The 25,563-nt window shown below is 50.3% G+C and carries 21 protein-coding genes, 1 tRNA gene and 2 pseudogenes; 9 read left to right on the top strand and 15 right to left on the bottom strand.

Annotated elements, in window-relative coordinates; all coding sequences use genetic code 11:
• The coding region (locus ACLD4K_RS06385) for a transposase (protein WP_411011560.1) at positions 1-233 on the bottom strand (233 nt) is incomplete at its 3' end.
• A gap of 161 nt (positions 234-394) precedes the next feature.
• Between ACLD4K_RS06385 and ACLD4K_RS06380 the strand changes: the two genes are divergently transcribed.
• Positions 395-1,603, top strand: coding sequence for a type II restriction endonuclease (locus ACLD4K_RS06380; protein ID WP_411011562.1), 1,209 nt, complete (start codon positions 395-397; stop codon positions 1,601-1,603).
• A gap of 42 nt (positions 1,604-1,645) precedes the next feature.
• Here ACLD4K_RS06380 and ACLD4K_RS06375 read toward each other — a convergent pair whose 3' ends face one another.
• The 9 genes and pseudogenes from ACLD4K_RS06375 to ACLD4K_RS06335 form a co-directional block, all read right to left on the bottom strand.
• On the bottom strand, positions 1,646-3,070 hold the full coding sequence (locus ACLD4K_RS06375) for a DNA cytosine methyltransferase (RefSeq protein ID WP_080160323.1): 1,425 nt from the start codon (positions 3,068-3,070) through the stop codon (positions 1,646-1,648).
• 291 nt (positions 3,071-3,361) lie between these two features.
• On the bottom strand, positions 3,362-6,877 hold the full coding sequence (locus ACLD4K_RS06370; protein ID WP_411011559.1) for an AAA domain-containing protein: 3,516 nt from the start codon (positions 6,875-6,877) through the stop codon (positions 3,362-3,364).
• 361 nt (positions 6,878-7,238) lie between these two features.
• Positions 7,239-7,523, bottom strand: a pseudogene (locus tag ACLD4K_RS06365) (Arm DNA-binding domain-containing protein); the annotation flags it as partial.
• Between the two features lie 419 nt (positions 7,524-7,942).
• Positions 7,943-8,251 (bottom strand): CcdB family protein, encoded by a 309-nt coding sequence (locus tag ACLD4K_RS06360; protein WP_411011558.1) that lies wholly within the window; start codon positions 8,249-8,251, stop codon positions 7,943-7,945.
• Between the two features lie 2 nt (positions 8,252-8,253).
• Positions 8,254-8,493 carry a type II toxin-antitoxin system CcdA family antitoxin gene (locus ACLD4K_RS06355; RefSeq protein ID WP_000016244.1) on the bottom strand — a complete coding sequence of 80 codons (240 nt, stop codon included), beginning with the start codon at positions 8,491-8,493 and terminating at the stop codon, positions 8,254-8,256.
• A 108-nt stretch (positions 8,494-8,601) separates the two neighbouring features.
• Complete coding sequence (locus ACLD4K_RS06350) at positions 8,602-8,850, bottom strand: CopG family ribbon-helix-helix protein (RefSeq protein WP_411011557.1); 249 nt, start codon at positions 8,848-8,850, stop codon at positions 8,602-8,604.
• A 76-nt stretch (positions 8,851-8,926) separates the two neighbouring features.
• Positions 8,927-9,526 carry a DUF4942 domain-containing protein gene (locus ACLD4K_RS06345; RefSeq protein WP_411011556.1) on the bottom strand — a complete coding sequence of 200 codons (600 nt, stop codon included), beginning with the start codon at positions 9,524-9,526 and terminating at the stop codon, positions 8,927-8,929.
• A 101-nt stretch (positions 9,527-9,627) separates the two neighbouring features.
• Positions 9,628-9,723: pseudogene (locus ACLD4K_RS06340) on the bottom strand (integrase); the annotation flags it as partial.
• A 199-nt stretch (positions 9,724-9,922) separates the two neighbouring features.
• Positions 9,923-10,007 (bottom strand) — tRNA-Leu (locus ACLD4K_RS06335).
• A gap of 222 nt (positions 10,008-10,229) precedes the next feature.
• On the opposite strand from ACLD4K_RS06335, the gene ACLD4K_RS06330 reads away from it, so the two are divergent.
• Positions 10,230-11,249, top strand: a complete 1,020-nt coding sequence (locus tag ACLD4K_RS06330) for an NAD(P)-dependent alcohol dehydrogenase (RefSeq protein ID WP_000152557.1) — start codon at positions 10,230-10,232, stop codon at positions 11,247-11,249.
• Positions 11,250-11,276: 27 nt separating this feature from the next.
• Here the strand turns inward: ACLD4K_RS06330 and idnK are convergent, their stop codons facing one another.
• Positions 11,277-11,807, bottom strand: a complete 531-nt coding sequence (idnK, locus tag ACLD4K_RS06325) for a gluconokinase (RefSeq protein ID WP_411011555.1) — start codon at positions 11,805-11,807, stop codon at positions 11,277-11,279.
• Positions 11,808-12,023: 216 nt separating this feature from the next.
• Here idnK and idnD point away from each other — a divergent pair, with 216 nt between their 5' ends.
• The 4 genes from idnD (at position 12,024) to ACLD4K_RS06305 (ending at position 16,287) form a co-directional block, all read left to right on the top strand.
• The gene (idnD, locus tag ACLD4K_RS06320; protein WP_411011554.1) at positions 12,024-13,055 is read left to right on the top strand and encodes an L-idonate 5-dehydrogenase; all 1,032 of its coding nucleotides are present in this window, start codon (positions 12,024-12,026) and stop codon (positions 13,053-13,055) included.
• Positions 13,056-13,079: 24 nt separating this feature from the next.
• Complete coding sequence (gene idnO / locus ACLD4K_RS06315) at positions 13,080-13,844, top strand: gluconate 5-dehydrogenase (protein WP_411011553.1); 765 nt, start codon at positions 13,080-13,082, stop codon at positions 13,842-13,844.
• Positions 13,845-13,905: 61 nt separating this feature from the next.
• Entirely contained in the window at positions 13,906-15,225 is a 1,320-nt protein-coding gene (gene idnT, locus ACLD4K_RS06310; protein WP_001128356.1) for a gnt-II system L-idonate transporter, read from the top strand.
• A 63-nt stretch (positions 15,226-15,288) separates the two neighbouring features.
• A complete protein-coding gene (locus ACLD4K_RS06305) occupies positions 15,289-16,287 on the top strand; it encodes a LacI family DNA-binding transcriptional regulator (protein WP_001244064.1) in 999 nt (332 codons plus the stop codon).
• 285 nt (positions 16,288-16,572) lie between these two features.
• Here ACLD4K_RS06305 and lptG read toward each other — a convergent pair whose 3' ends face one another.
• The 3 genes from lptG to ACLD4K_RS06290 all read right to left on the bottom strand — a co-directional run bounded on the left by lptG (position 16,573) and on the right by ACLD4K_RS06290 (position 18,869).
• Entirely contained in the window at positions 16,573-17,655 is a 1,083-nt protein-coding gene (gene lptG, locus ACLD4K_RS06300; protein ID WP_001182242.1) for an LPS export ABC transporter permease LptG, read from the bottom strand.
• On the bottom strand, positions 17,655-18,755 hold the full coding sequence (gene lptF / locus ACLD4K_RS06295) for an LPS export ABC transporter permease LptF (RefSeq protein ID WP_183059459.1): 1,101 nt from the start codon (positions 18,753-18,755) through the stop codon (positions 17,655-17,657). The genes lptG and lptF overlap by 1 nt, the downstream gene beginning before the upstream one ends.
• 63 nt (positions 18,756-18,818) lie before the next feature.
• Positions 18,819-18,869, bottom strand: a complete 51-nt coding sequence (locus tag ACLD4K_RS06290; protein WP_212724070.1) for a hypothetical protein — start codon at positions 18,867-18,869, stop codon at positions 18,819-18,821.
• Between the two features lie 280 nt (positions 18,870-19,149).
• Between ACLD4K_RS06290 and pepA the strand changes: the two genes are divergently transcribed.
• The 3 genes from pepA (at position 19,150) to ACLD4K_RS06275 (ending at position 24,078) form a co-directional block, all read left to right on the top strand.
• Positions 19,150-20,661 (top strand): leucyl aminopeptidase, encoded by a 1,512-nt coding sequence (pepA, locus tag ACLD4K_RS06285; protein ID WP_000397158.1) that lies wholly within the window; start codon positions 19,150-19,152, stop codon positions 20,659-20,661.
• A gap of 118 nt (positions 20,662-20,779) precedes the next feature.
• Positions 20,780-21,223, top strand: a complete 444-nt coding sequence (gene holC / locus ACLD4K_RS06280) for a DNA polymerase III subunit chi (RefSeq protein WP_108638580.1) — start codon at positions 20,780-20,782, stop codon at positions 21,221-21,223.
• Positions 21,223-24,078 carry a valine--tRNA ligase gene (locus ACLD4K_RS06275; RefSeq protein ID WP_411011552.1) on the top strand — a complete coding sequence of 952 codons (2,856 nt, stop codon included), beginning with the start codon at positions 21,223-21,225 and terminating at the stop codon, positions 24,076-24,078. The genes holC and ACLD4K_RS06275 overlap by 1 nt, the downstream gene beginning before the upstream one ends.
• A 141-nt stretch (positions 24,079-24,219) precedes the next feature.
• Here the strand turns inward: ACLD4K_RS06275 and ACLD4K_RS06270 are convergent, their stop codons facing one another.
• A complete protein-coding gene (locus tag ACLD4K_RS06270; RefSeq protein ID WP_183059457.1) occupies positions 24,220-25,407 on the bottom strand; it encodes a YjgN family protein in 1,188 nt (395 codons plus the stop codon).
• Between the last annotated feature and the right edge of the window lie 156 nt (positions 25,408-25,563).

Below are 25,563 nucleotides of genomic sequence, written 5' to 3'. Positions count from 1 at the left end.
GCATCGAGAGTCACAGGAAGTAGCTGAGGACTCTCTGAGGAAGGTAACAGTAGCTTTCCGTCGCGCCACTGCTGGCGCCATTTAAATAACAAATTGGCGTTGATGCCGTTTTCAAGCGCCAGTTTTGAGATGGATATTCCGGGTTTGCAGGAGGCAGCAACGAGCTGCTGCTTAAACTCAGGAGAATAATTAGGGCAGCCCTTACGCCTGCCGGGAGTCACATTTTTCTGCATATCTGACACTTTGGTTCCCACTACTTATTTGGTGGACACCACTTTGTCGGATACATCAGATTATGACCAGACGGTTCGCGCTGTACGCTTACCACAAAAGCAGAGCTGTGGCAGGATAACCCTGTATAAATCAGCGATATTTTTACAGCGAGGAAGTGATGATGTCGGGGCTACATTCATGGCTTTTAGATAAGTCAACCAGTGACACCTATATGTTCATCAAGCGCCTGTCAGCCAACGATACCGGTGCGACGGGTGGGCATCAGGTTGGCATTTACATACCTTCTGGCATTGTTGAGCATCTTTTCCCTTCAATTAATCATACAAGGGATCTTAACCCGTCCGTGACGCTGAATGCACATACCTCCTCGCACAGTTGCCCGGACAGTGAGGCCAGAGCCGTTTATTACAATGGACGTTTTTTTGGTAAGACCCGAAATGAAAAGCGTATCACCCGATGGGGAGGAGGAAAGAATCCTCTGCAACACCCTGAAAACACGGGGGCACTGACCTTATTGGCGTTCGATCATCGTCAGGGAGCAGATAGTCAATGCGTTGATATCTGGGTGTGTCATGACGCTGAAGAAGAAGATATTGTTGAGTCATCGCTCGGAGAAATTGTTCCCGGATCGTTAGTCTATGGTCCCGCAAATGAGATTCTGGGCGGTCTGGCTTTAAAAGAACCGGTTTCCAGTGGATATCGTCTTCCGGAAGAGTGGAGAACAAATTTTCCTTCTGGTAAGGAGATTATCGAGTATGCAGCAGCTCACTATTCCCCAAATGTTGTTGGCCCGGATAAGCAATTGATTGAGCGCCGTCGTGTTGAATATGAAATTTTCCTGCTGGTGGAAGAAATGCACGTTCTGGGTATGGTTCTGTCTGGGTTTGGTTCAGTAAATGAATTTATTGCACTGGCGAATTCCGTGAGCAACAGACGAAAATCACGAGCCGGGAAATCACTGGAGCTGCATCTTGAACAGCTTTTTAATGAGTATGGACTGAAAACTTTTGAGACTCAGGCCATTACGGAAGGAAATAAGAAACCAGATTTTTTATTCCCCTCTGCGCAAGCTTATCACGATGAAGCTTTTCCAGAGCAGAAGCTGCGTATGTTAGCGGTAAAAACGACCTGTAAAGATCGCTGGCGGCAGATATTAAATGAGGCAGACAGAATTCAGGACATTTACCTCTTTACCCTTCAGGAAGGTGTTTCTGTTGCCCAATTTCAGGAGATGCAGCAGGAAAATGTCAGGTTGGTTGTGCCCAGTAGCCTTCATGGTAAGTACCCGAAAACTATCCGGGAATATCTTATTTCGTTAGAAACATTTATCGATGAAACTAAATCATTGTATGCCGATGAAATAATTTGATTCTGTTTCCCCCTGGATAAGTTCCGGGGGGATCTGTTTATATTATTTTTTGGTCGCCTTGCTTGCAGCGACTTTCATAATATAAGGCTGAAGCAGTTTTGCCACGGCTTCAAAAACGGGAACAACCACTGAGTTCCCAAACTGGCGATAGGCTTGGGTATCGGAAACGGGGATTCGAAATGGCTTGCCTCCGGGTTGTTCAAATCCCATTAATCTTGCGCATTCATGGGGCGTCAGTCTTCTTGGCCTTTGTTCCTGATTCTCTGGATTAGAGAAATCGATTTCGCCGAGTTCTTTATCCCATCCTCTGTCGATGAGAATTTCAGAGCCATCTTTATGGTAACGAGCGGATAATGTTCTCGCGACGCTGTTTTCATTATTCGGATCAACCAGACCAAAACCGAATCCATTACCTTTGGCAGCATGCTTTTTAGCATAGTTATAGAGATATTCCCATAACTTAGGGCTCAGGATATATTTACTGTCAACCACAGGGTCCAGAAGCTGACCAAATGTTGGTCTTTTCTCAGGGTAGAATTTATCAATATTCTTTAATGTGAATCCCCGATGGATATTAAGGTCACGGCGGAATCCGACCAGAACAATACGCTCACGATGTTGTGGCAGGAAATTTTTACCATCAATAATTTTAGGATCATCTTTCCCTGTGATATTGGCATCAGCGACTTCATAGCCTAATTCGTCAAGGGTATCCATAATGACTTTAAACGTTTTGCCTTTGTCATGGCTCTTAAGGTTTTTCACGTTTTCCAGCACAAAAATGGCTGGTTGCTTTGCCTTGATTATGCGGGCGACATCGAAAAACAGAGTGCCCTGCGCTTCACATTCGAATCCATGTGCGCGTCCGAGCGAGTTTTTCTTACTTACTCCAGCCAGACTGAATGGCTGGCAGGGAAAACCGGCCAGCAGGACGTCATGATCCGGGATATGTTGATCGATATGAGCGTAGGCTTTCTCTTCTGAGATGCCTTCTTCTCCGCTTAGCGTGACTTCGCGGATATCCAGATTGAATGTGTGCGCATCTTCATCGTTGTACCAGTTTGCTTTGTAGGTACGTACCGCTTCTTTATTCCATTCGCTGGTAAAAACGCATTGCCCGCCGATGGCCTCGAATCCTTTACGGATACCACCAATACCGGCAAACAGGTCAATAAAGCGGAAATCATAGTCAGGATGATGAGTGGGTTGCTCCGGCAACATTTTCCGTAACAGCGCTTCTTCAGCCATGGTGAGCGATTTTGGCTCACACTTGCCATTTACCCAACGGTTAAGTGTTTCGCGGCTCCACTCATTTTTACCTATTTTTCTTAGTAGTTCTGCGACATACTTCTGGTCGTAAATTTCAAGCACCCGATCAATCAGCTTCCTGTCGCGCTCTTGTTGTTGTTTTTCTTCAGCTTCTGCTTTTTCTAGCAGTTCCTGCGCAAATAAATCGAATTCAGACATAATGCCTCCTCGGGGTTTATGGGTGAAAATATATCACTCATTTGACCCAGATTAAACGATTTATTCTGGATATTTGATCAGTATATGCGTTCAACAGAGCGTACTAATTATGAGAGCTAGCCAATAGTGTTGCCAATTGTTCTGGGGCGTACATACAAACTGCGCAGTGAATCTTACAGTATCAGGTATACATAATTGTTTGCTAAATCATATAGTTTCTGCATCACACCAGGTAATACAGCCATCTTACGCTGGAAAACAGTCGATAAGATGGCTAATCACACTCCTGACCTAAACCTGACGCCTCTCAAGGCTATTATAAATTGCCTCAATCTCGCCCTTCAGGTTATCACCGCAATAAACCATCGATGTATCGTATCGTTCATATCGCGCTTCACGTGTCGCGCTAAACCAGTTGAACGATCCCACGCACAGCAAACCATCATCACCAATAACAATTTTGCTATGAACACGATTGACCAGTTTTGTCGCAATACCCAGCGCATTAAGTTTCTCCAGCGCCGCTTTAAGGTTCTGCTGCTTCTCTTTTCGCTTCTCAAAATCATTATGTTCAGTGTTGTAGCTTCTGTCAGTGACTACCGTGACGTTAATACCACGTGAACACGCCGCAATCATGGAATCAAGAAAACCGGTTTGCTCCAGTTTTTGCCAGGTTAGCCATGGAGAAACTATCGTGATGTGTTTACCGGTATTTTCAAACGTCTGATTCAGGAAATTATCATGCTGCTCCACACCATGGAGTGTGTAGATTTTGGTCTCGGCAGTTTTTAAATCCTCACGTTCTTTATAGTCAAAAAAGAGTGCATTTTTCTCTGACTCAAAGAGATATTTTGCCAGTAATCCCCGCGGAGATGAGGCTGGCTGGATCTCAAACAGGTCCATATCGCCGAAGACAAGGAAACTGTCCTTAGCTCGGGAGACAGCAACGTTCAGCATGCTGTTATCGCTATCAATAAACGCGCCGTCTTCATGCTTTGAATAGACTGGCGAGAATATAACAATCGCTCTTTCAGCGCCCTGAAGAGAATGCACGGTGCCTACTGTAAGCGACTTTTCATTCGCGCCTGCGCTGATGCCTTGTTTATCCAGCGCCTGTTTGATGGTCGATACCTGCGCGCTAAAAGGCGTCACGATACCGACAACTTCATGAAGCGATTTTCCGTAATGCGCTTCAATACTTTGCTGGTTATCTGTCAGCCAGGCCGCTATCGTTTCAGCCTCCAGCAAATTATATCGGCTTCCGCTACTTGCCAGTTCTCCTTTACCATCAATATGGAGATAACCCATGGCGGGCATTAAATTGCTCTCTTCACCCCCTCTTTTAGGTAACAACTTACCGTGATAGCAAAGCGTATTGCAGTATCCAATAATATTATCGAAGCACCGGCGGTGTTCATATAAGTACATGCCACGTGCCAGTTCGGGATCATATTGATAGCGTGAAGCACACTGCGCTATTTTCATGACGCTGCCAGATGCGGCGCTTTTACCAAGCTCTGCGATTGCCGTATATTTCTCAGTAATCTCTTCTTGCGTACTGCCTGACAGAATTTTTTCCGCCAGCATGTTACCTATATCAATAGCGGGGGTAATACTCCATATTGGTGGGATCTGTTCCGTATCACCAATCACTAATGCCTTTTTAGCTAAGGTAAACGAGGCAGCAGCCACTTCAGGGAGCACCTGCCCGGCTTCATCGACAATGAGTAAATCGGCAAAATCATATAAATAACTTTTCTCGAATTTACGCTGCCCTTTATGTTCACTTATCTGCATATTGCCGGGCAGCATATAGCAGGTCATGACCACACATGGGGTAAGTTTCATTCGGCGTTGCCAGCGAGCTGTTACCCCTTTAGCACCTTTCTTGCCCTTTTCTTTCTGCAGATCATCGATCTTCGCCATATCCATTAGCCAGCGACCTTCCCAGTAGTGGGTCGTCAGTAAGAATGCAGGGAAGCGAATCTGCGTATCAGCCAGTTCATCGGCCTGTGAGAAGCTCAGTTCTTCATCGCCCTCATGCCCTAAATCAAGTGCCAGCCTCTGCCATTCCTGAGCCGCCTGCTGTTCTTTAAGAACGATTTCATGCGCGGAGTCAATCTGCTGCCGGTAGGTTGTTTGCTCGCGCTCGGCGGAATTAAGTAACCTATCGATATTACGTTCGATGGTTTCAGGATCAGACCACTGATTTCCCGCAATCAGCGCACCTAATTTATCTTCGAGAAACAGTTGTATTTGGTACTGCCGCTTACTGCGAACTGCAGGAAGCCATGAAAATAATGAATAGATCAGTGATTCACTGGCCCGATATTTTTTCCATTCCGCTTTAGCACTTTTTAGTAGAGTGACTTTTTGTTCTTGCCCGACAAGTAATTTATTTAAATTATCGAGATATTGCTTAATGTCGTTAGCAATAAGCTCACGCGCTGCCCGAACCTGGCTTAACGTTTGCCATGTTGTGTTCAGCCTTACCAGTTGTTCGGATTTTGCTGCCAACTGACCATGCAGGAGTTCAATAACCTTTTCAGGGGATGAACACTCTTTTTCAGGAAAGGCTGCCTTAGCTTTCTCCAGATAAAACAGCTGTGCATCCTCTACATACTCTTTTGATTCAACCTGGTTGAAGAAATCTTCAGTTTGATATTTTTTGGCGGCCTCGGCTTTACGAGTGCTTGAGGGAAAATAAGCGCCGAAGCTTTTCAGCTCTGGCAACCATCGTCCGGCCATTACACCAGTGCCCTGGGAAAAATCTTTCCCGAACGCCTCGATAATGTTCGTTACAGCCTGGTTATTCGTTGAAGTCGCGATAATAACCGGAGGCTCCGCTTTTTCGAGAGCCGCTCGGGCCCACTGCGTGGCGATGATAGAAAGCACCAGCGTGGTTTTTCCGGTTCCCGGGGGACCATTGACGGCAAGGATATCGCCATGCCTCGCATCCAGAAAATGGCTTAAGGCATCGCGCTGAGCCTTTGCCAGCGGAAACTTATCCCCGGCGTGTCCAAGTCTGTCGCTGAATTTTGCTTCCGGAGGAAGTAATGACTCTGCAGCATGAACTTCCCGCGAGGCGAAACGATTGAAGAGCGGCACATCCTTTTTGCAAACAAGCAGGTGATCATAAAGTGAAAGGATATGGAAACTGGCGCCGCCAGATTGCGCCGTTTTAACAATATAACCGTGCTCAGCGAGTTCATATTGCTCGGGATTTTTAATCCAGTCGCCGACAACGTTCTTCAGTAGCTTCTCTGAATCATCCAGATATTGACGCCAATCCTGCTGCCAGGCTGCATATCGTGCTTCTCGTTCTTCATCTGTTTCGGCGGTCTTATCAACACTGTCATCAAAGTTGATAGAGAATGAGGTATGTGTCGTTTTATATTTATCATACTGCCCAATCTCACCAATTGAAAATGCTCCTTTTGGCAAAGGTTCAAGCAGGTCTCTGGGAATGGAGGTCGCTGGCGTCGGATATAAAAAACCTTCACGGCTCAACAGGGCTGGCGTCACTATCGGGGTAACAATATCAGGCGCACCAGCGGAATGGTCCTTTCCACGCTGCAGTAACCGGAAATAAACCTTTGGCCGCAAGATGACATCGACTGTTTCGACGTCGTCTTTTTCTCCCTCAAAAAATTTACCGACGATCGTTTCGTCAAGACGTCCCGCCACTATCCCATGCCAGTGAGTGAAATTTTTGGCATCTTTGCGTTCAAAACTGCCCTTTCCTGACTCAGCATCTGCCAGTGAATTGCGCCAGTACGAGGCAAACCCTAAAGCATTGTCATCCATTACCAGTCCTATGTTTCAATGAAACCCATTGATTTATCGAATATAAAATCACCGTATGGATAACTATTGTCCACGTTGAAAGGCTGGCTGCAATGTTTTGTTCACGCTTCAATACAAATACTCAGGTTATACGGAGTTCAGAAAACGACCATATCATGCTGCATGTCACATAAAAGCGTTATAACTGAACCAGCAGAGGATTACCGGCTGCACAGCACGCTCCAGAAGCCCGTGAGCCCGACGGGACAGCGTTCAGTGCAATATTGGAACCTGTAAGCTCAGAAAATAACGCTGTCGAATGTTCCGCCGACCAGTTTATGTTACTGGAGACCCATTCGCGCGCTACGGACTCAAGCGTATAAAGAGGCTCTCCACCCTGCTTTTCCTCTCTGCGTTTTTCCGCCGGATTAACGCCTTCTAAAATAAGCCGTCTTATATCCGCTTGCTTCTCCCTTGCCAGTGCAAGAGAAATAAGCGGATAAGGGCCTAATGCCATACGGCTCTCTTTGTTTCCAAAGCGAAATTTCAGATACCACAGCTTGGATCCGCTGGAGTTCACCTGAATGTAAAGACCGTGGCAGTCAAAGAGCCTGTATGCCTTGCCAGGCGGCCTGACATGCCGGATTGCGAGATCTGTAAGCGCCATTTGGGGTCCCCCCTCTATCGAACCGGGTTTGCCCTTTTTGCCTCAGATCGCGTGGATGTTAATGGATGAAAAACGACCAACACGGGAAAATCACAAAATAAATATAGTTATTCATCAAAAATAAATTATCTTTTAATTACAGAAAGATATGGACGAATTTGGACGGAAATGGACACAAAAAAAGCCGCCCTTAAGCGACTTTGATTTGCATCTTTTGGTGCGAAGGCCGGACCGCGATCCTCGACGTAACCTATTGAAATAAATAATATTACAAAACAAGATAACCGCTATATATACTCACGCGCGATTCTCTGAAAACGCAGCTAACTTAAAATCCCGCCTCATCTTCTTCCACAGGCTCAAGCGCGTCAAGTCCCTTTCAGAACGGTGAACAACTCTCCATTTGACCTGCAAGCCATTCAGAACCCGTCAAAGATAAAATCGAGAGCATTTTTGATGGTTTGCCTGTGGGAACGAACGTCCATCACCTCATCACCAATCTGCGAAAGCCTGATACTCGCCATTTCGTGAGCCATCACCAGATAGTCATTACCTTCCACATTCAGAGTGGGCGTGAGGCGCTTAACTGGGTTATTTACCAACCTGCTCACAGGAAACAATGGGATAACCATGCGAGTATGCAGTTCATCAATAATATCGCTTTGCACATCAAGTAAATAAGGATAAGCCTTGCTGTTTCCTTTATTGCGATAAACCATGTATTGCATGGTTAAAACGTCCTGTAATCGTCCGATAAAAGGCCGTGCTCATCAGTAATACGATTGAGCTCCTGCAAACCCGCTCTATTTTCTGCTTTCCAGCGTTCAACGCCTGTGGCACTGATTTCCTCTTTCAGCGCGGCGGTAAGCACCGCAGACAGATTAATACCTGCATCACGGGCTTGCTGAAGCAATGCAGGTTCCAGCGTGACACTGACTGTTTTTTTATGTCGTACACTCATACCCGACATAGAGCCTCCTGAAATTACACGTGTAATAAACACATGTATCTAGTATGGGGAGTATTTAAGCAAATGGCAATGAGAGGCGACTATCTCGGATAGCAATATCTTTGCCTGTCAGGTTTCCTTTAAACGGTTAGCGAAATCCACCATGTCCGAATGACTCACCACACGACCGGCATCCACATCGGCAAGACCGGCCTGGATGCTCTGGTGACGTAGCTCTCTTTCTGCCAGCATGGAGAGTAATGCTTCCTTTATGACCCAGCTCTTTGAACGATCCAGCTCTACAGCCAGATTCTCAACGGCAAGAGCCAACTCAACTGGAATCTGCGCGCTGATGGTCTGTTTAGCAGAAGAAACCATAGGGATCACCTCATTTAATAACACTTAATAACTACTATTAAGATTAGCATAGCGGTGCCTATAAAAACATCACATCTTATTTCGCAGGCAACATCCCCGGATAGTGTTTCGCCACGATATCATTCATCTTCTCCACCAGATCCAGACGCTTGAACGTGATATGTCCGCTGCCCTTCTGGAAGTAGCGAATAGACATCTTTTCATCTTTATGCGGGTCACGGATACGCAGAGTTGGCGCGGCCCTTCGCCACACAAGCCCCGCAGACGGCAACCAGCGGCGAACGGTTCCGGCATGTAACTGGCAACCGGTTATCTCATTGATTTTTATTGCCAGAAGTTCTGTACTCCAGCGGGAACGCTGGTAGCCAAAATCACCGGGAGAGTGTTTTACCAGCTCACGTAACAGCGTGTAGATATGCTCAAACGGCGAGCGACGGGTACGCCCGGCAGGTAATGATTTCAGACCTTCAATACCCGACAACGTGAACCAGTTAATCCAGCGACCGACGGAGGAACGGGCACAGCAGAGCGTTCTGGCAACGTCGCTGACGCGATCGCCCCGGTGCAGCATCAGCATGGCAGTCAGCCTGCGGGAATAATTTTTATCGTGCGTTTTATGGATAGCTTTCTGCATCAGGCGTCGTTCGTCACGGGGAATTGGTGCTATGATCGGCATCGCTCAGTCCGGTTGGTGATTTGTGATGTTTGGCGATTGATCAGATCGCACAATCCGGGCTGAGTTCCATCAAAGTGATCTACTATTTGGCGCAGCTATTTAGGTTTTACAAGTAAGGACATGCCGTCACCGTCAACAAGTGAATACTCTTTATCCTCAGGTTTCGCAGAACGAACTTTAGTATCCGTTAGGGCCATGATGGACCTCCTTCGATTGGTATCTCGTGAGTATACAAGCAATATAGAATCGGAAAATATACTCATTAGCATACTCACAAGCTTGTTGATGTGGGTTGAGTTAGATTACTTCAGTTGAAGGAAAAATCGTGGAAAGCCTTGTATAGCGCGGATTTCAGACATAAAAAAAGACCTCAATTGAGGTCCATTTACATGCTTTTGGTGCCGAAGGCCGGACTCGAACCGGCACGTATTTCTACGGTTGATTTTGAATCAACTGCGTCTACCGATTTCGCCACTTCGGCACTGAAGAGGTATGCGGAAAACGTTGTGGATTATACCTGTCATACGCCGCCATGCAAGCACGAGCATACACCTGTATCGCTAAGTGCTGAAAATTTCAGCAGCGTTGAGTATTAAATAGAATAATCAGGCTACTTCCCGCCTTCTCCAGCAGATTAACGCCAGGCGTCCTTCGCCTCCATACTCTACACTTTTCAGTTCAACACCACATTAAGGGAAGCACAATGACGATAATAAAAAGCTATGCCGCCAAAGAGGCGGGTGGCGAGCTCGAACTCTATGAATATGACGCGGGAGAACTCCAACCGGAAGATGTCGAGGTACGGGTCGACTACTGCGGGATCTGCCATTCCGATCTGTCGATGATCGACAATGAATGGGGGTTCTCTCAATACCCTCTGGTTGCCGGACATGAGGTCATTGGTCGGGTGGCCGCACTCGGCAGCGCGGCACAGGATAAGGGACTAAAAGTCGGCCAGCGCGTTGGAATCGGCTGGACGGCGCGCAGCTGCGGACACTGCGATGCCTGTATCAGCGGCAATCAAATTAACTGCCTGGAAGGCGCAGTGCCCACTATCCTCAATCGTGGCGGTTTTGCCGAGAAGCTTCGCGCAGGCTGGCAGTGGGTAATTCCTCTTCCGGAGAATATAGATATGGCGTCCGCAGGCCCGCTGTTATGTGGCGGCATTACGGTCTTTAAACCGCTATTGATGCACCATATTACTGCTACCAGCCGCGTTGGCGTCATCGGTATTGGCGGGCTGGGGCATATCGCCATAAAGCTGTTACACGCGATGGGCTGCGAAGTCACCGCGTTCAGCTCAAATCCATCGAAGGAGCAGGAAGTGCTGGCGATGGGTGCCAATAACGTGGTGAACAGCCGCGATCCGGAAGCGTTAAAAGCACTGGCGGGTCAGTTCGATCTCATTATTAACACGGTTAACGTCGATCTCGACTGGCAACCCTACTTCGAAGCGCTGACCTATGGCGGCAACTTCCATACCGTTGGGGCGGTATTGAAGCCGCTGCCCGTACCGGCGTTTACATTGATTGCCGGCGATCGCAGTATCTCAGGCTCGGCAACCGGAACGCCATATGAGCTTCGCAAACTGATGAAATTCGCCGGACGCAGCAAAGTCGCACCCACCACGGAACTGTTCGCAATGTCACAAATCAACGAAGCTATTCAGCACGTTCGCGACGGCAAAGCCCGCTATCGTGTAGTGCTAAAAGCTGACTTCTGACCGCCTGACTCAGCGCTTTAACAATGATCAGGAAGCGCTGAGTGCCTGACGAAAAGCCTGTACAGCCAGTCGGCACTGCTCCGTCACGTGCTCGATGTCATGATTAACATCGATACGCGCAATATCATGTTCATCGGCACAGGGTCGCTCCAGCGCATCAAACTGACTTTGCAGCAGGTCTGGCGGCATAAAATGCCCGGCACGACGCTGCATTCGCTGCAGAATGGTGGCGTAATCGCCGTCCAGCCACAGGAAATGTACGTTAGGGCTACTCTTACGTAAAATATCGCGGTACTGTTTTTTTAATGACGAGCAGACAATAAATCCCGTCTCATTTTTTTTATAAAGACTGTATGAAGCGTCATTTAATCGTTCCAGCCAGGGTAAACGGTCTTCATCAGTTAACGGTATTCCCTTAGACATTTTATCAATGTTTTTCGCCGGATGGAGATCATCGCCGTCAATAAACTTCGCAGAAAATAATGTTGCAATTTTGCTGCCTATTAAAGACTTACCACTACCTGAAACACCCATTAAAATATAGCTTTCCCCGGCCATTTAAATACCTCTGAGTCATATTCCACTCCACAATATTACGCCTCTACGTTCGACAATTTCACGTTTTTTAATTTCCATAGAGAAGAACTCTAAGGCACATCACGTTATGCGTAACATTGTAGTGTAACAATTTTCCAGCGTGACATAAGTCACAAATAATGACAAATAAAACCGCTTAAATGCGTTCAGGGTAACTACCTGACCAGTGAGGAATTTATGGAAGTAAAAACTCAATCCTGCGTTGTTGCGGGTAAGCGTGCTGTTGCCGTTACGGAACAAAATATTGAATGGAATAAGAAAGGAACACTCGTACAAATTACCCGTGGCGGCATTTGTGGGTCTGACTTACATTATTATCAGGAAGGCAAAGTCGGCAATTTTACAGTAAAAGCGCCAATGATTTTAGGTCATGAAGTGATTGGCAAAATTGTTCATAGCGACTCAGATTTATTACGTGAAGGACAACCGGTAGCGATTAATCCATCGAAGCCTTGCGGTCATTGCAAATACTGTCTGCAGCATGAAGAAAACCACTGTACTGAAATGCGTTTCTTTGGCAGCGCCATGTATTTTCCGCATGTCGATGGCGGTTTTACCCGATTTAAAGCTGTCGATACCGTTCAGTGCATTCCCTGGCCGGAACAGGCAGACGAAAAAGCCATGGCCTTTGCCGAACCGCTGGCGGTTGCCATTCATGCGGCTCATGAGGCGGGCGATCTGCAAGGCAAACGCGTCTTTATCTCCGGCGTTGGCCCTATCGGCTGCCTGATTGTTAGCGCGGTAAAAACGCTGGGCGCGGCGGAAGTGGTATGTGCCGATATCAGCGCCCGTTCTCTCTCGCTGGCCCGGCAGATGGGCGCGGATACGCTGGTGAACCCACAGCATGATTCTCTCGATGGCTGGAAAGCAGAAAAAGGGTATTTCGATATCAGTTTTGAAGTCTCTGGGCATCCTTCCTCTATCTCAACGTGTCTGGAAGTCACACGGGCCAAAGGCGTGATGGTGCAGGTTGGCATGGGCGGCGCAGTACCCAACTTCCCGATGATGATGTTAATAAGCAAAGAGATCTCCCTGAAAGGCTCTTTCCGCTTTACGACCGAATTTAATACTGCGGTTTCCTGGCTTGCCAACCGCGTTATCGATCCGCTGCCGTTACTGAGCGCGGAATATCCATTTACCGACCTGGAACCGGCGCTGATCTTTGCCGGAGACAAAACACAGGCGGCAAAAGTTCAGCTCGTTTTCTGAGAAAGTAAAATAAGGGACACTATCATGAACGATCTTTTTTCACTGGCAGGTAAAAATATCCTTATCACCGGAGCCGCTCAGGGAATTGGTTATTTGCTGGCGACCGGCCTTGGTCGCTATGGCGCGCGCATTATTGTTAACGATATTACTCCGGAGCGCGCCGAAACAGCCGTGACGAAACTTCAGCAGGAAGGGATAAAGGCTATTACCGCTCCTTTTAATGTCACCCATAAACAGGATATTGAAGCTGCGGTTGAACATATCGAAAAAGATATCGGCGTCATTGACGTCCTGATAAATAACGCCGGTATCCAGCGCCGTCATCCGTTTACTGAGTTTCCCGAGCAGGAGTGGAATGACGTCATCGCCGTAAATCAGACCGCGGTTTTTCTCGTTTCTCAGGCCGTTACGCGCCGTATGGTGGCGCGTCAGGCAGGAAAAGTGATCAACATCTGTTCGATGCAAAGCGAGCTGGGCCGCGACACGATTACGCCATACGCCGCGTCGAAGGGTGCCGTGAAGATGCTGACTCGCGGCATGTGCGTGGAGCTGGCGCGTCATAATATCCAGGTCAACGGTATTGCGCCGGGATACTTCAAAACGGAGATGACCAAAGCGCTGGTTGAAGATGAAGCCTTCACCTCCTGGCTATGCAAACGTACGCCTGCCGCACGCTGGGGCGATCCCCAGGAGCTTATTGGCGCAGCGGTGTTTCTCTCGTCAAAAGCCTCCGACTTTGTTAACGGACATCTGCTGTTTGTCGATGGCGGTATGCTGGTTGCCGTCTGACCAGGGAAATACGATGCAGCGCGTAAGCGCTGCTATTTTGGCGCTAATAAGAGAGACGAATATGCCATTAATAATTATTGCGGCAGGCGTTGCGCTGCTGTTGGTCTTAATGATTGGCTTTAAAGTTAACGGCTTTATCGCCCTTGTTCTGGTTGCCGCCGTGGTGGGTTTTGCCGAAGGGATGGGCGCGCAAGACGTCCTGCACTCCATACAAAACGGAATTGGCGGTACTCTGGGCGGACTCGCCATGATCCTCGGTTTTGGCGCGATGCTGGGAAGATTAATTTCCGATACCGGCGCCGCGCAGCGCATTGCGACGACGCTCATTAATACGTTCGGCAAAAAACGCGTGCAATGGGCGCTGGTGATCACCGGGCTTATCGTCGGCCTGGCAATGTTTTTTGAAGTCGGATTCGTACTGCTGTTGCCGCTCGTTTTTACGATTGTGGCCTCATCGGGACTGCCCTTGCTGTATGTCGGGGTTCCAATGGTCGCCGCCTTATCCGTTACGCACTGCTTCCTGCCGCCGCATCCCGGCCCTACCGCTATTGCGACAATTTTTGAGGCAAATCTCGGTACGACCCTGCTGTATGGGTTAATCATTACCATACCGACCGTGATTGTTGCCGGCCCTCTGTTTTCAAAATTGCTGGCGCGCTTTGAGAAAGCGCCGCCTGAAGGATTATTTAATCCTCACCTATTCAGTGAAGAGGAGATGCCGTCATTCTGGAACAGTATTTTTGCCGCCGTGATCCCGGTCATTCTGATGGCCATCGCAGCGGTATGTGAAATCACGCTGCCAAAAACGAATGCCGTGCGGGTTTTCTTCGAATTTATTGGTAATCCAGCAGTGGCGTTGTTTATTGCCATTATCATCGCCATTTTTACGCTGGGCCGACGCAACGGACGTACGGTTGAGCAGGTGATGGATATCGTCGGCGAGTCCATTGGCGCTATTGCGATGATTGTTTTTATCATCGCGGGCGGCGGCGCGTTTAAGCAAGTGCTGGTGGATAGCGGCGTGGGCCAATATATCTCGCAATTAATGACCGGCACCTCGCTATCTCCGTTATTAATGTGCTGGACGGTAGCCGCCGTGCTGCGTATTGCGTTAGGTTCCGCGACCGTGGCCGCGATAACCACAGCGGGCGTCGTATTGCCGATTATTAACGTAACCCACGCCGATCCGGCGTTAATGGTACTGGCGACAGGCGCAGGAAGCGTTATTGCATCACATGTTAACGATCCCGGTTTTTGGCTGTTTAAAGGGTATTTTAATCTTAGCGTCGGGGAAACCCTACGCACCTGGACCGTTATGGAAACATTGATTTCTGTCATGGGGTTGCTGGGCGTACTGGCGCTGAATGCGGTTCTGCATTAATTCATCATCCGCAGCCCAATTAACCATGGGGGCGACGTTCCCGCCCCCGGTACTGGAGAAAACATGAGGAATCACAGAATTTCTTTGCAGGATATCGCTACGCTTGCTGGCGTGACAAAAATGACGGTGAGCCGTTACATCCGCTCGCCGAAAAAAGTCGCCAGGGAAACCGGCGAGCGTATTGCGCAGATCATGGAGGAAATTAACTACATACCAAATCGCGCGCCAGCTATGCTGTTAAACGCGCAAAGTTACACTCTGGGCGTGCTAATCCCCTCTTTCCAGAACCAGTTGTTTGCCGACATTCTTGCCGGGATTGAATCCGTAACGTCGGGTCATAACTACCAAACTCTCATTGCGAATTACAATTACAATCGCGATTCGGAAGAAGAGTCCGTTATCAATTTACTGTCTTACAATATCGACGGCATTATTCTTTCAGAAAAATATCATACCCTCAGAACCGTCAAATTCCTGCGCTCAGCTACCCTTCCGATTGTAGAACTCATGGATATCCAGGGCGACCGCTTAGATATGGAGGTAGGGTTTGATAACCGTCAGGCCGCCTTTGATATGGTCAGTACCATGCTGGATAAACGCCAGCGGCGAAAAATCCTCTATCTGGGTTCAAAAGACGATATCCGAGATGAGCAGCGTTATCATGGCTACTGCGATGCGATGACGCGCCGGGGGCTGGCGCCGTTGCGCATCAATCCCCGCGCTATCTCCTCTATCCATCTGGGGATACAGCTAATGCGTGATGCGCTTACTGCGCACCCGGACGTAGATGGCGTCTTTTGTACTAACGACGATATCGCAATGGGCGCTCTACTGTGGTGCCGCGAGCGTCAACTGGCCGTACCGGAGCAGATCTCCATCGCCGGCTTCCACGGTCTGGAGATGGGCAGGCAAATGATACCGAGCCTCGCCAGCGTAATTACCCCTCGTTTTGAGATCGGGCGCAGAGCCGCGCAGATGTTGCTCAACAAAATTAAAAATAACGATCTCAACCATAATACGATTGATTTGGGTTATCAGATTTATCACGGCAACACATTATAAATTTTTTGATCTACTTTTTCCCGCAGCTTGCCTGAGCTTTACGCGTAGCCAAAAGCGCCACGCGTCAGGTTACGCGCTACATCATTCGAGGAATACAGGCGGTCTGCCGGATGGCGGCGTAAAGGCCTTATCCGGACTACGGGTCCTGGTAGGCCGGATAAGCGCAGCACCATCCGGCACTGCGCTTTACTGCATTGCCGGATGGCGGCGTAAACGCCTTATCCGGCCTACGGGTCCGGAGTAGGCCTGAAAAGCGCAGCGCCATCCGGCCTACGATTACTGTGATTACGACTTACGCAGCATTAGCCACAGGCTAATCAGGAAGAAAGACGCGCTCGGCAGCAGCGCGCCGACAATCGGCGGAATGCCGTATACCAGCGTCAGCGGGCCAAAAATCTGGTCGAGGACGTAGAAGACGAAGCCGAAGCTAATCCCCGTCACCACGCGCACGCCCATCGGCACACTACGCAGCGGGCCAAAGATAAACGACAGCGCCATCAGCATCATCACCGCCACGGAGAGCGGCTGGAAGATTTTACTCCACATATTGAGCTGATAACGTCCGGCGTCCTGTCCGCTCGACTTCAGATATTTAACGTAGTTATGCAGACCGCTGATGGAAAGCGCATCCGGGTCCAGCGCCACCACGCCTAACTTATCCGGCGTCAGATTCGTTTTCCAGGTGCCGCTCACCGTCTGCGAACCGGTGATCTGTTTCGGGTTTTGCAGATCGGACTCATCCACCTGCGACAAACGCCAGACCTTATGCTCCGGGTCGAATTTTGCCGAAGCGGCGTAACGCACCGACTGCAAACGACGCTGATCGTTGAAAGCGTAAATACTAATGCCGGCCAGCTCCTCGTCGCCCTTCACCCGTTCAATATAGACAAAGTTATTCCCGTCTTTCGCCCACAGACCTTGCTGGGTGGAAAGCAGCGAACCGCCATACATCGCCTGCGCACGATAGTTACGCGCCATCTGCTCGCCCTGCGGGGCGACCCATTCGCCGATCGCCATGGTTAACAGCACCAGCGGGATAGCCGTTTTCATCACCGACAGCGCCACCTGCATACGGGTGAAACCCGATGCCTGCATCACCACCAGTTCGCTACGCTGCGCCAGCATCCCCAGTCCCAGCAGCGCGCCAAGCAGCGCCGCCATAGGAAAGAAGATCTGGATATCCTTAGGTACGCTGAGCAGGGTGTACATACCCGCGCCCAGCGCGTCGTAGTTACCCTGCCCCGCTTTTTTCAGTTGATCGACAAACTTGATGATCCCGGAGAGCGACACCAGCATGAACAACGTCATCATGATGGTGGTAAAAATGGTTTTACCGATATAGCGGTCAAGTACACCAAATGGCTGCATTATACCGCTCCTTTACGCAGAAAACGGGCACGCAGGCGGCGGACCGGCACCGTATCCCACAGGTTTAAACCAATCGCCAACGCCAGATAGATCAGGTTGACCGCCCACATCCAGATAACCGGGTCCAGTTTGCCTTTACCGCCATTCGATTTAATGGAGGTCTGGATCAGGAAGAACAGCAGATAAAGCAGCATGGCGGGCAACATAGACAAGACACGCCCCTGACGCGGATTCACCACGCTGAGCGGCACGACCATCAGCGCCATCATAAATACGGTAAAGACTAACGTGATACGCCAGTGCAGCTCGGCGCGAGCGCGATCGTTGTCGGTATTCCACAGCGTGCGCATGTTCATCTGGTCGGTATCATTCGGGTCCAGCGCCACGGCCTGATGGCCAATAATTGCCTGATAGTTCTGGAAGTCGGTGATGCGAAAATCGCGTAGCAACGCCGTTCCTTCAAAACGCGTCCCTTTGTTTAAGGTGACAACCTGGGAGCCATCGCGCAACTGGGTAAGATGTCCGGAATCGGCCACTACCACAGAAGGACGAGCATTGCCCTTAGGGCGAATTTGCGCCAGGAAAACATCATGGAAGTCGCTGCCATCAACGCTTTCGATAAACAGCACCGAGCTGCCGTTGGTCGCCTGCTGGAATTGCCCCTGCGCCAGCGCCGCCATACCGGGGTTCGCTTTCGCCTCCGCCAGCACTTCATCCTGGTGTTTTGACGACCAGGGGCCGGCCCACATCACGTTAACCGCCGCAAGGATACCGGTAAATAACGCCAGTACCATAGCAGCCTTTACCAGTACGGCTTTGCTCAACCCACAGGCGTGCATGACCGTAATTTCACTTTCGGTATACAGTTTGCCCAGCGTCATCAGCAGCCCCAGGAACAGGCTTAAAGGCAGGATGAGCTGCGCCATTTCCGGTACGCCCAGCCCCAGAAGCGAGAGCACCAGATTTGCGGGAATATCGCCGTCAACCGCCGCGCCGAGAATCCTCACTAACTTTTGACAAAAGAAGATCAAAAGTAAGATGAAGAGTATCGCCAGCTGGCTTTTGAGCGTCTCCCGCACCAGATATCTTATGATTATCACTTTAAATACGCCCGTAAAAACCCATTTTTTTGCTGGAATTTAGCTTGTTTCATGGCTTAAACGTCATTTATTCTCTTGAGTCGTCGAAATCATCGCTAAGATCATTATACTCAGCGGATTCACCTCTCAGAACTTGTTCTGACGTGCCAATGCCGTAATAACGTTAAGATTAACACGAAGTCACCGCAACAGCGGACATGAGTTACGAAAGCTTTCAATTTCTATACTCTAATGGATTTCGAGTTGCAGGCAGGCGGCAAGACTGTGAAGCCCCGGAGCTTACATCAGGTAAGTGACAGGGGTGAGCAGGCGCAGCCAACGCATCTGCAACTTGAAAGACGACGAGTATAGCGGTAGCCACCACTGTTGTCTTTAAGATTCAGGAGCATAGTGCATGGAGTTCAGTGTAAAAAGCGGTAGCCCGGAGAAACAGCGGAGTGCCTGCATTGTCGTGGGCGTCTTTGAACCGCGTCGCCTTTCTCCGATTGCAGAACAGCTCGACAAAATTAGCGACGGATACATCAGCGCATTGCTGCGTCGTGGCGAACTGGAAGGAAAACCGGGGCAGACTCTGTTACTGCACCATGTTCCTAACGTTCTTTCCGAGCGAATCCTCCTCATTGGTTGCGGCAAAGAGCGCGAGCTTGATGAACGTCAGTATAAGCAGGTTATTCAGAAAACGATAAATACTCTGAATGATACCGGCTCAATGGAAGCCGTCTGCTTCCTGACCGAACTGCACGTCAAAGGCCGCAACAACTACTGGAAAGTGCGTCAGGCCGTTGAAACGGCCAAAGAGACGCTTTATAGCTTTGATCAACTCAAGACCAACAAGAGCGAGCCGCGCCGCCCGCTACGTAAGATGGTCTTTAATGTGCCGACCCGCCGTGAGCTCACCAGCGGCGAACGCGCCATTCAGCACGGTCTGGCCATCGCCGCCGGGATTAAGGCAGCGAAAGATCTCGGCAACATGCCGCCCAATATCTGTAACGCCGCCTACCTGGCGTCACAGGCGCGCCAGTTGGCTGACAGCTACAGCAAAAATGTCATCACCCGCGTAATCGGCGAACAGCAAATGCGCGAACTGGGTATGAACGCTTATCTGGCGGTCGGCCACGGTTCGCAGAATGAATCGCTGATGTCGGTGATTGAGTACAAGGGCAATCCATCCGAAGACGCGCGCCCGATCGTGCTGGTGGGTAAAGGCCTGACCTTCGACTCCGGCGGCATCTCCATCAAGCCATCTGAAGGGATGGACGAGATGAAGTACGACATGTGCGGCGCGGCGGCGGTTTACGGCGTGATGCGTATGGTTGCCGAGCTTCAGCTACCGATTAACGTTATCGGCGTACTGGCGGGCTGTGAAAACATGCCGGGCGGACGCGCGTATCGTCCGGGCGACGTGCTGACCACCATGTCTGGTCAAACCGTTGAAGTCCTGAACACCGACGCCGAAGGCCGTCTGGTTTTGTGCGACGTGCTGACCTACGTTGAGCGCTTCGAACCGGAAGCCGTCATTGACGTGGCGACGCTAACCGGCGCCTGCGTGATTGCGCTGGGCCATCACATTACCGGTCTGATGTCGAACCATAACCCGCTGGCGCATGAGCTGATCGGCGCGTCCGAGCAGGCGGGCGACCGCGCGTGGCGTCTGCCGCTGGGCGATGAGTTCCAGGAACAACTGGAGTCCAACTTTGCGGATATGGCGAACATTGGTGGTCGTCCAGGCGGCGCTATCACCGCGGGCTGCTTCCTGTCGCGCTTTACCCGTAAGTATAACTGGGCGCACCTGGATATCGCCGGCACCGCCTGGCGATCCGGCAAAGCGAAAGGCGCGACGGGTCGTCCGGTAGCGCTGCTGTCGCAGTTCCTGCTCAATCGTGCGGGCTTTAACGGCGAAGAGTAATGTAAAACGCCGGGTGGCGGCTTCGCCTTACCCGGCCTACAACGTCACTCAACCGTAGGCCGGGTAAGCATAGCGCCACCCGGCTTTGCATTTAAATCCACCACAAGAAGCCCCATATATGAAGAATGCGACGTTCTATCTTCTGGACAATGACAACACCGTCGATGGCTTAAGCGCCGTTGAACAACTGGTGTGTGAAATTGCCGCAGAACGTTGGCGCGCCGGCAAGCGCGTGCTGATCGCCTGCGAAGATGAGAAGCAGGCCATTCGGCTGGATGAAGCGCTGTGGGCGAGACCGGCGGAAAGTTTTGTCCCGCACAATCTGGCAGGCGAAGGCCCACGCGGCGGCGCGCCGGTTGAAATTGCCTGGCCGCAAAAACGCAACAGCAGCCCGCGCGATATTTTAATCAGCCTGCGTACAAGCTTTGCAGATTTTGCCACCGCTTTCACAGAAGTGGTAGACTTCGTCCCTTACGAAGAAACTTTGAAACAACTGGCGCGCGAACGCTACAAAGCCTACCGCGTGGCTGGTTTTAACCTGAATACGGCAACCTGGAAATAATGGAAAAGACATATAACCCCCAAGATATCGAACAGCCGCTTTACGAGCACTGGGAAAAGCAGGGCTATTTCAAGCCTAACGGCGACGAAAGCAAAGAGTCCTTCTGCATCATGATCCCGCCGCCGAACGTCACCGGCAGTTTGCATATGGGACATGCTTTCCAGCAAACCATCATGGACACCATGATCCGTTACCAGCGTATGCAGGGTAAAAACACCCTGTGGCAGGTCGGCACCGACCACGCCGGGATCGCGACCCAGATGGTGGTTGAGCGTAAGATTGCCGCTGAAGAAGGTAAAACTCGTCACGACTACGGCCGCGATTCGTTTATCGACAAAATCTGGCAGTGGAAAGCGGAATCCGGCGGCACTATTACCCGTCAGATGCGCCGTCTCGGCAACTCCGTTGACTGGGAGCGCGAGCGCTTCACCATGGACGAAGGCCTTTCCAATGCCGTGAAAGAAGTCTTCGTTCGCCTGTACAAAGAAGACCTGATTTACCGTGGCAAACGCCTGGTGAACTGGGACCCGAAGCTGCGCACCGCCATCTCTGACCTGGAAGTGGAAAACCGCGAGTCCAAAGGCTCGATGTGGCACATCCGCTATAAGCTTGCCGATGGCGCGAAAACCGCAGACGGTAAAGATTACCTGGTCGTCGCCACCACCCGTCCGGAAACCGTACTGGGCGATACCGGCGTGGCCGTGAACCCGGAAGATCCGCGTTATAAAGATCTGATTGGCAAATTCGTTATTCTGCCGCTGGTTAACCGCCGCATTCCGATTGTGGGCGACGAACACGCCGATATGGAAAAAGGCACCGGCTGCGTGAAGATCACCCCGGCGCACGACTTTAACGACTATGAAGTCGGGAAACGTCACGCCCTGCCGATGATCAACATCCTGACCTTTGACGGCGACATTCGCGAAAGCGCGGAAGTGTTCGATACCAAAGGTGAAGAGTCTGACGTTTATTCCAGCGAGATTCCGGCTGAGTTCCAGAAGCTGGAACGCTTTGCTGCCCGTAAGGCCATCGTTGCTGCCGTTGACGCGCTCGGCCTGCTGGAAGAAATTAAACCGCACGATCTGACCGTCCCTTACGGCGACCGTGGCGGCGTGGTTATCGAACCGATGCTGACCGACCAGTGGTACGTCCGTGCCGACGTGCTGGCGAAACCGGCGGTGGAAGCGGTTGAGAACGGCGACATTCAGTTCGTGCCGAAGCAGTACGAAAACATGTACTTCTCCTGGATGCGTGATATTCAGGACTGGTGTATCTCTCGTCAACTGTGGTGGGGTCACCGTATCCCGGCATGGTATGACAACGACGGCAACGTCTACGTTGGCCGTACCGAAGACGAAGTGCGTCAGGAAAATAACCTCGGCGCCGACATTCAGCTTCGTCAGGACGAAGACGTTCTCGATACCTGGTTCTCCTCCGCGCTGTGGACCTTCTCTACGCTGGGCTGGCCAGAAAACACCGACGCCCTGCGTCAGTTCCACCCCACCAGCGTGATGGTGTCCGGCTTCGATATCATCTTCTTCTGGATTGCCCGCATGATCATGATGACCATGCACTTCATCAAAGATGAAAACGGCAAGCCGCAGGTGCCGTTCCATACTGTCTATATGACCGGTCTGATTCGCGACGACGAAGGCCAGAAGATGTCCAAATCCAAGGGTAACGTTATCGACCCGCTGGATATGGTGGACGGCATCTCCCTGCCGGAACTGCTGGAAAAACGCACCGGCAACATGATGCAGCCGCAGATGGCGGAGAAAATTCGCAAGCGTACCGAGAAGCAGTTCCCGAACGGCATTGAGCCGCACGGCACCGACGCCCTGCGCTTTACCCTGGCGGCGCTGGCCTCGACCGGCCGCGACATCAACTGGGATATGAAGCGTCTGGAAGGTTACCGTAACTTCTGTAACAAGCTGTGGAACGCCAGCCGCTTTGTGCTGATGAACACCGAAGAGCAGGATTGCGGCTTCAACGGCGGCGAAATGACGCTGTCGCTGGCGGACCGCTGGATTCTGGCGGAATTCAACCAGACCGTTAAAGCGTACCGCGACGCGCTGGACAGCTTCCGCTTCGATATCGCCGCGGGCATTCTGTATGAATTCACCTGGAACCAGTTCTGCGACTGGTATCTGGAGCTGACCAAGCCGGTGATGACCGGCGGTTCCGAGTCTGAACTGCGCGGCACCCGCCATACGCTGGTCACCGTACTGGAAGGTCTGCTGCGCCTGGCGCACCCGATCATCCCGTTCATCACCGAAACCATCTGGCAGCGCGTGAAGGTCATTTGCGGTATTACCGCCGACACCATCATGCTGCAGCCGTTCCCGGAATATAACGCCGCACAGGTGGATGAAGCCGCGTTGGCCGATACCGAGTGGCTGAAGCAGGCGATCGTCGCGGTACGTAACATTCGTGCGGAAATGAACATCGCCCCGGGCAAACCGCTGGAACTGCTGCTGCGCGGCTGTAGTGAAGAAGCCGTTCGTCGTGTTAACGACAACCGTAGCTTCCTGCAAACCCTGGCGCGTCTGGAAAGCATCACCGTGCTGCCAGCCGATGACAAAGGTCCGGTTTCCGTGACCAAAATCATCGACGGCGCCGAACTGCTGATCCCGATGGCTGGCCTCATCAACAAAGACGATGAGCTGGCGCGTCTGGCGAAAGAAGTGGCGAAAATCGAAGGCGAGATTGCCCGTATCGAAGGCAAACTGTCCAACGCAGGTTTCGTCGCCCGTGCGCCGGAAGCGGTGATTGCCAAAGAGCGTGAGAAGCTGGACGGTTACGCAGAAGCCAAAGCGAAGCTGATTGAGCAGCAGGCGGTTATTAGCGCGCTGTAATCTGAAAGCCTGATGGCGCTTCGCTTACCAGGCCTACACGTTCGCTTGTTGAAATGGCGCGATCGGTAGGCCGGATAAGGCATTCACGCCGCCATCCGACAACATGAATTATGGGCCGACGTAAACGTCGGCCTTTTTACATCAGATAAACGGGAAGTAAGGCATGATGCCACGAGAAATCCACATTAGCGGGCCATTTTCCAGCGGCTTCTCATCATTGGTTAACTCAAGCGAATCCAGATCGCCCTGGACCTGTGTATTCTGCGCCAGCCAGCTCACCAGCCCAATTTTCAACCACGGATAAGCCAGCCCTAAGGTCACGCCGGAAATCACAAACACCACCAGTAACCGCCACAGCATACCGTGTGAAGTGACAGAGGAATGAAAACGAATCGAATCGTTCGCCAGTGACAAATTGTTTAAAAACAGGTTGCGTAACGCCACATATAAGTAACTGGTTACCACAATAATCGCGAGAAAATAGAGGAAATAACATGCCATTATCTGGCTATAATATTGCAGAATAAGTGCCCCTCCTGCCTGCGCATTCCCCATCATACTCAAAAGAATCATGTCGGTGAACACCGGCGCGATTAGATAACCAATCACGACAGCAAAAGGGAAAAGGGTCAACATTGCCAACACGCACCCTCTGATGCACGTTTTAACATTAACCTGAATCGAGAAACGATGAATGCCAAAGTTTGCGCCATTGCCAAACAAGGTCATCCATTTGCTGTAAGTAATACCGTTAATGACCCCTATCCCAATAATAGCCAGTAAACCGAGAAAAACGATATTGAACACTAAACCGCCGACGGCGATGGTTATCAGTGAGATAATATAAAGAACAATATAAAGCGCCACCATCAGGAGTACCGGGAGAGCGAACATACACCACCAGGCGCGCCGCATGGAACACTGGAATCCAAAATGTACGCCATTAAGCGAAGTCATCATCGCCTGATACTGTAATCCTTTCACCGCCATAAAAGGAATAATCGCAATTAATAAGCCAAATAGCGTAAAACCGAGACCGGGATGGCCGTGTTCAATAAGAGAGAGGCTAACACCATAAATAATAAAAACTAACAACATACTAATAAATAATGCGCTGCCCGTAGCTTTGTAAGCAAAAGGCTGATTGTTTAGCGTCATATTAGTATAAATATAACGTCGACATTTCACCATCGCCCACGGCGCATAGATTCCCAACGTGATACACGTCAACAAGAAATTCACAAGGCAAATAACAAAATACTTTCCGCCCTTGCCTGTAAACACCAACGTGTGATTATGGTTATCTTTACTACTGATAACGTTATTCATGAATCATATCCCTGACTTGCGGTCTATTAGAATTAATAATAAAAACCAGTAGATTGTTACTGATTCGACTACAATACTATTTTTGTTTAATTTTTCCGCCTTTTATTTTGTCTGATTCAGGATCTCCTTGCGCATGACTCAAGACGGTGGTATTAA

The sequence above is a fragment of the Salmonella sp. 741265055_HSA genome (assembly GCF_046569525.1).
Taxonomy (GTDB): Bacteria; Pseudomonadota; Gammaproteobacteria; order Enterobacterales; family Enterobacteriaceae; genus Salmonella; species Salmonella enterica.
The sequence above is the reverse complement of the archived record's forward strand: the minus strand, read 5'-3'. Positions and strand labels throughout refer to the sequence as shown.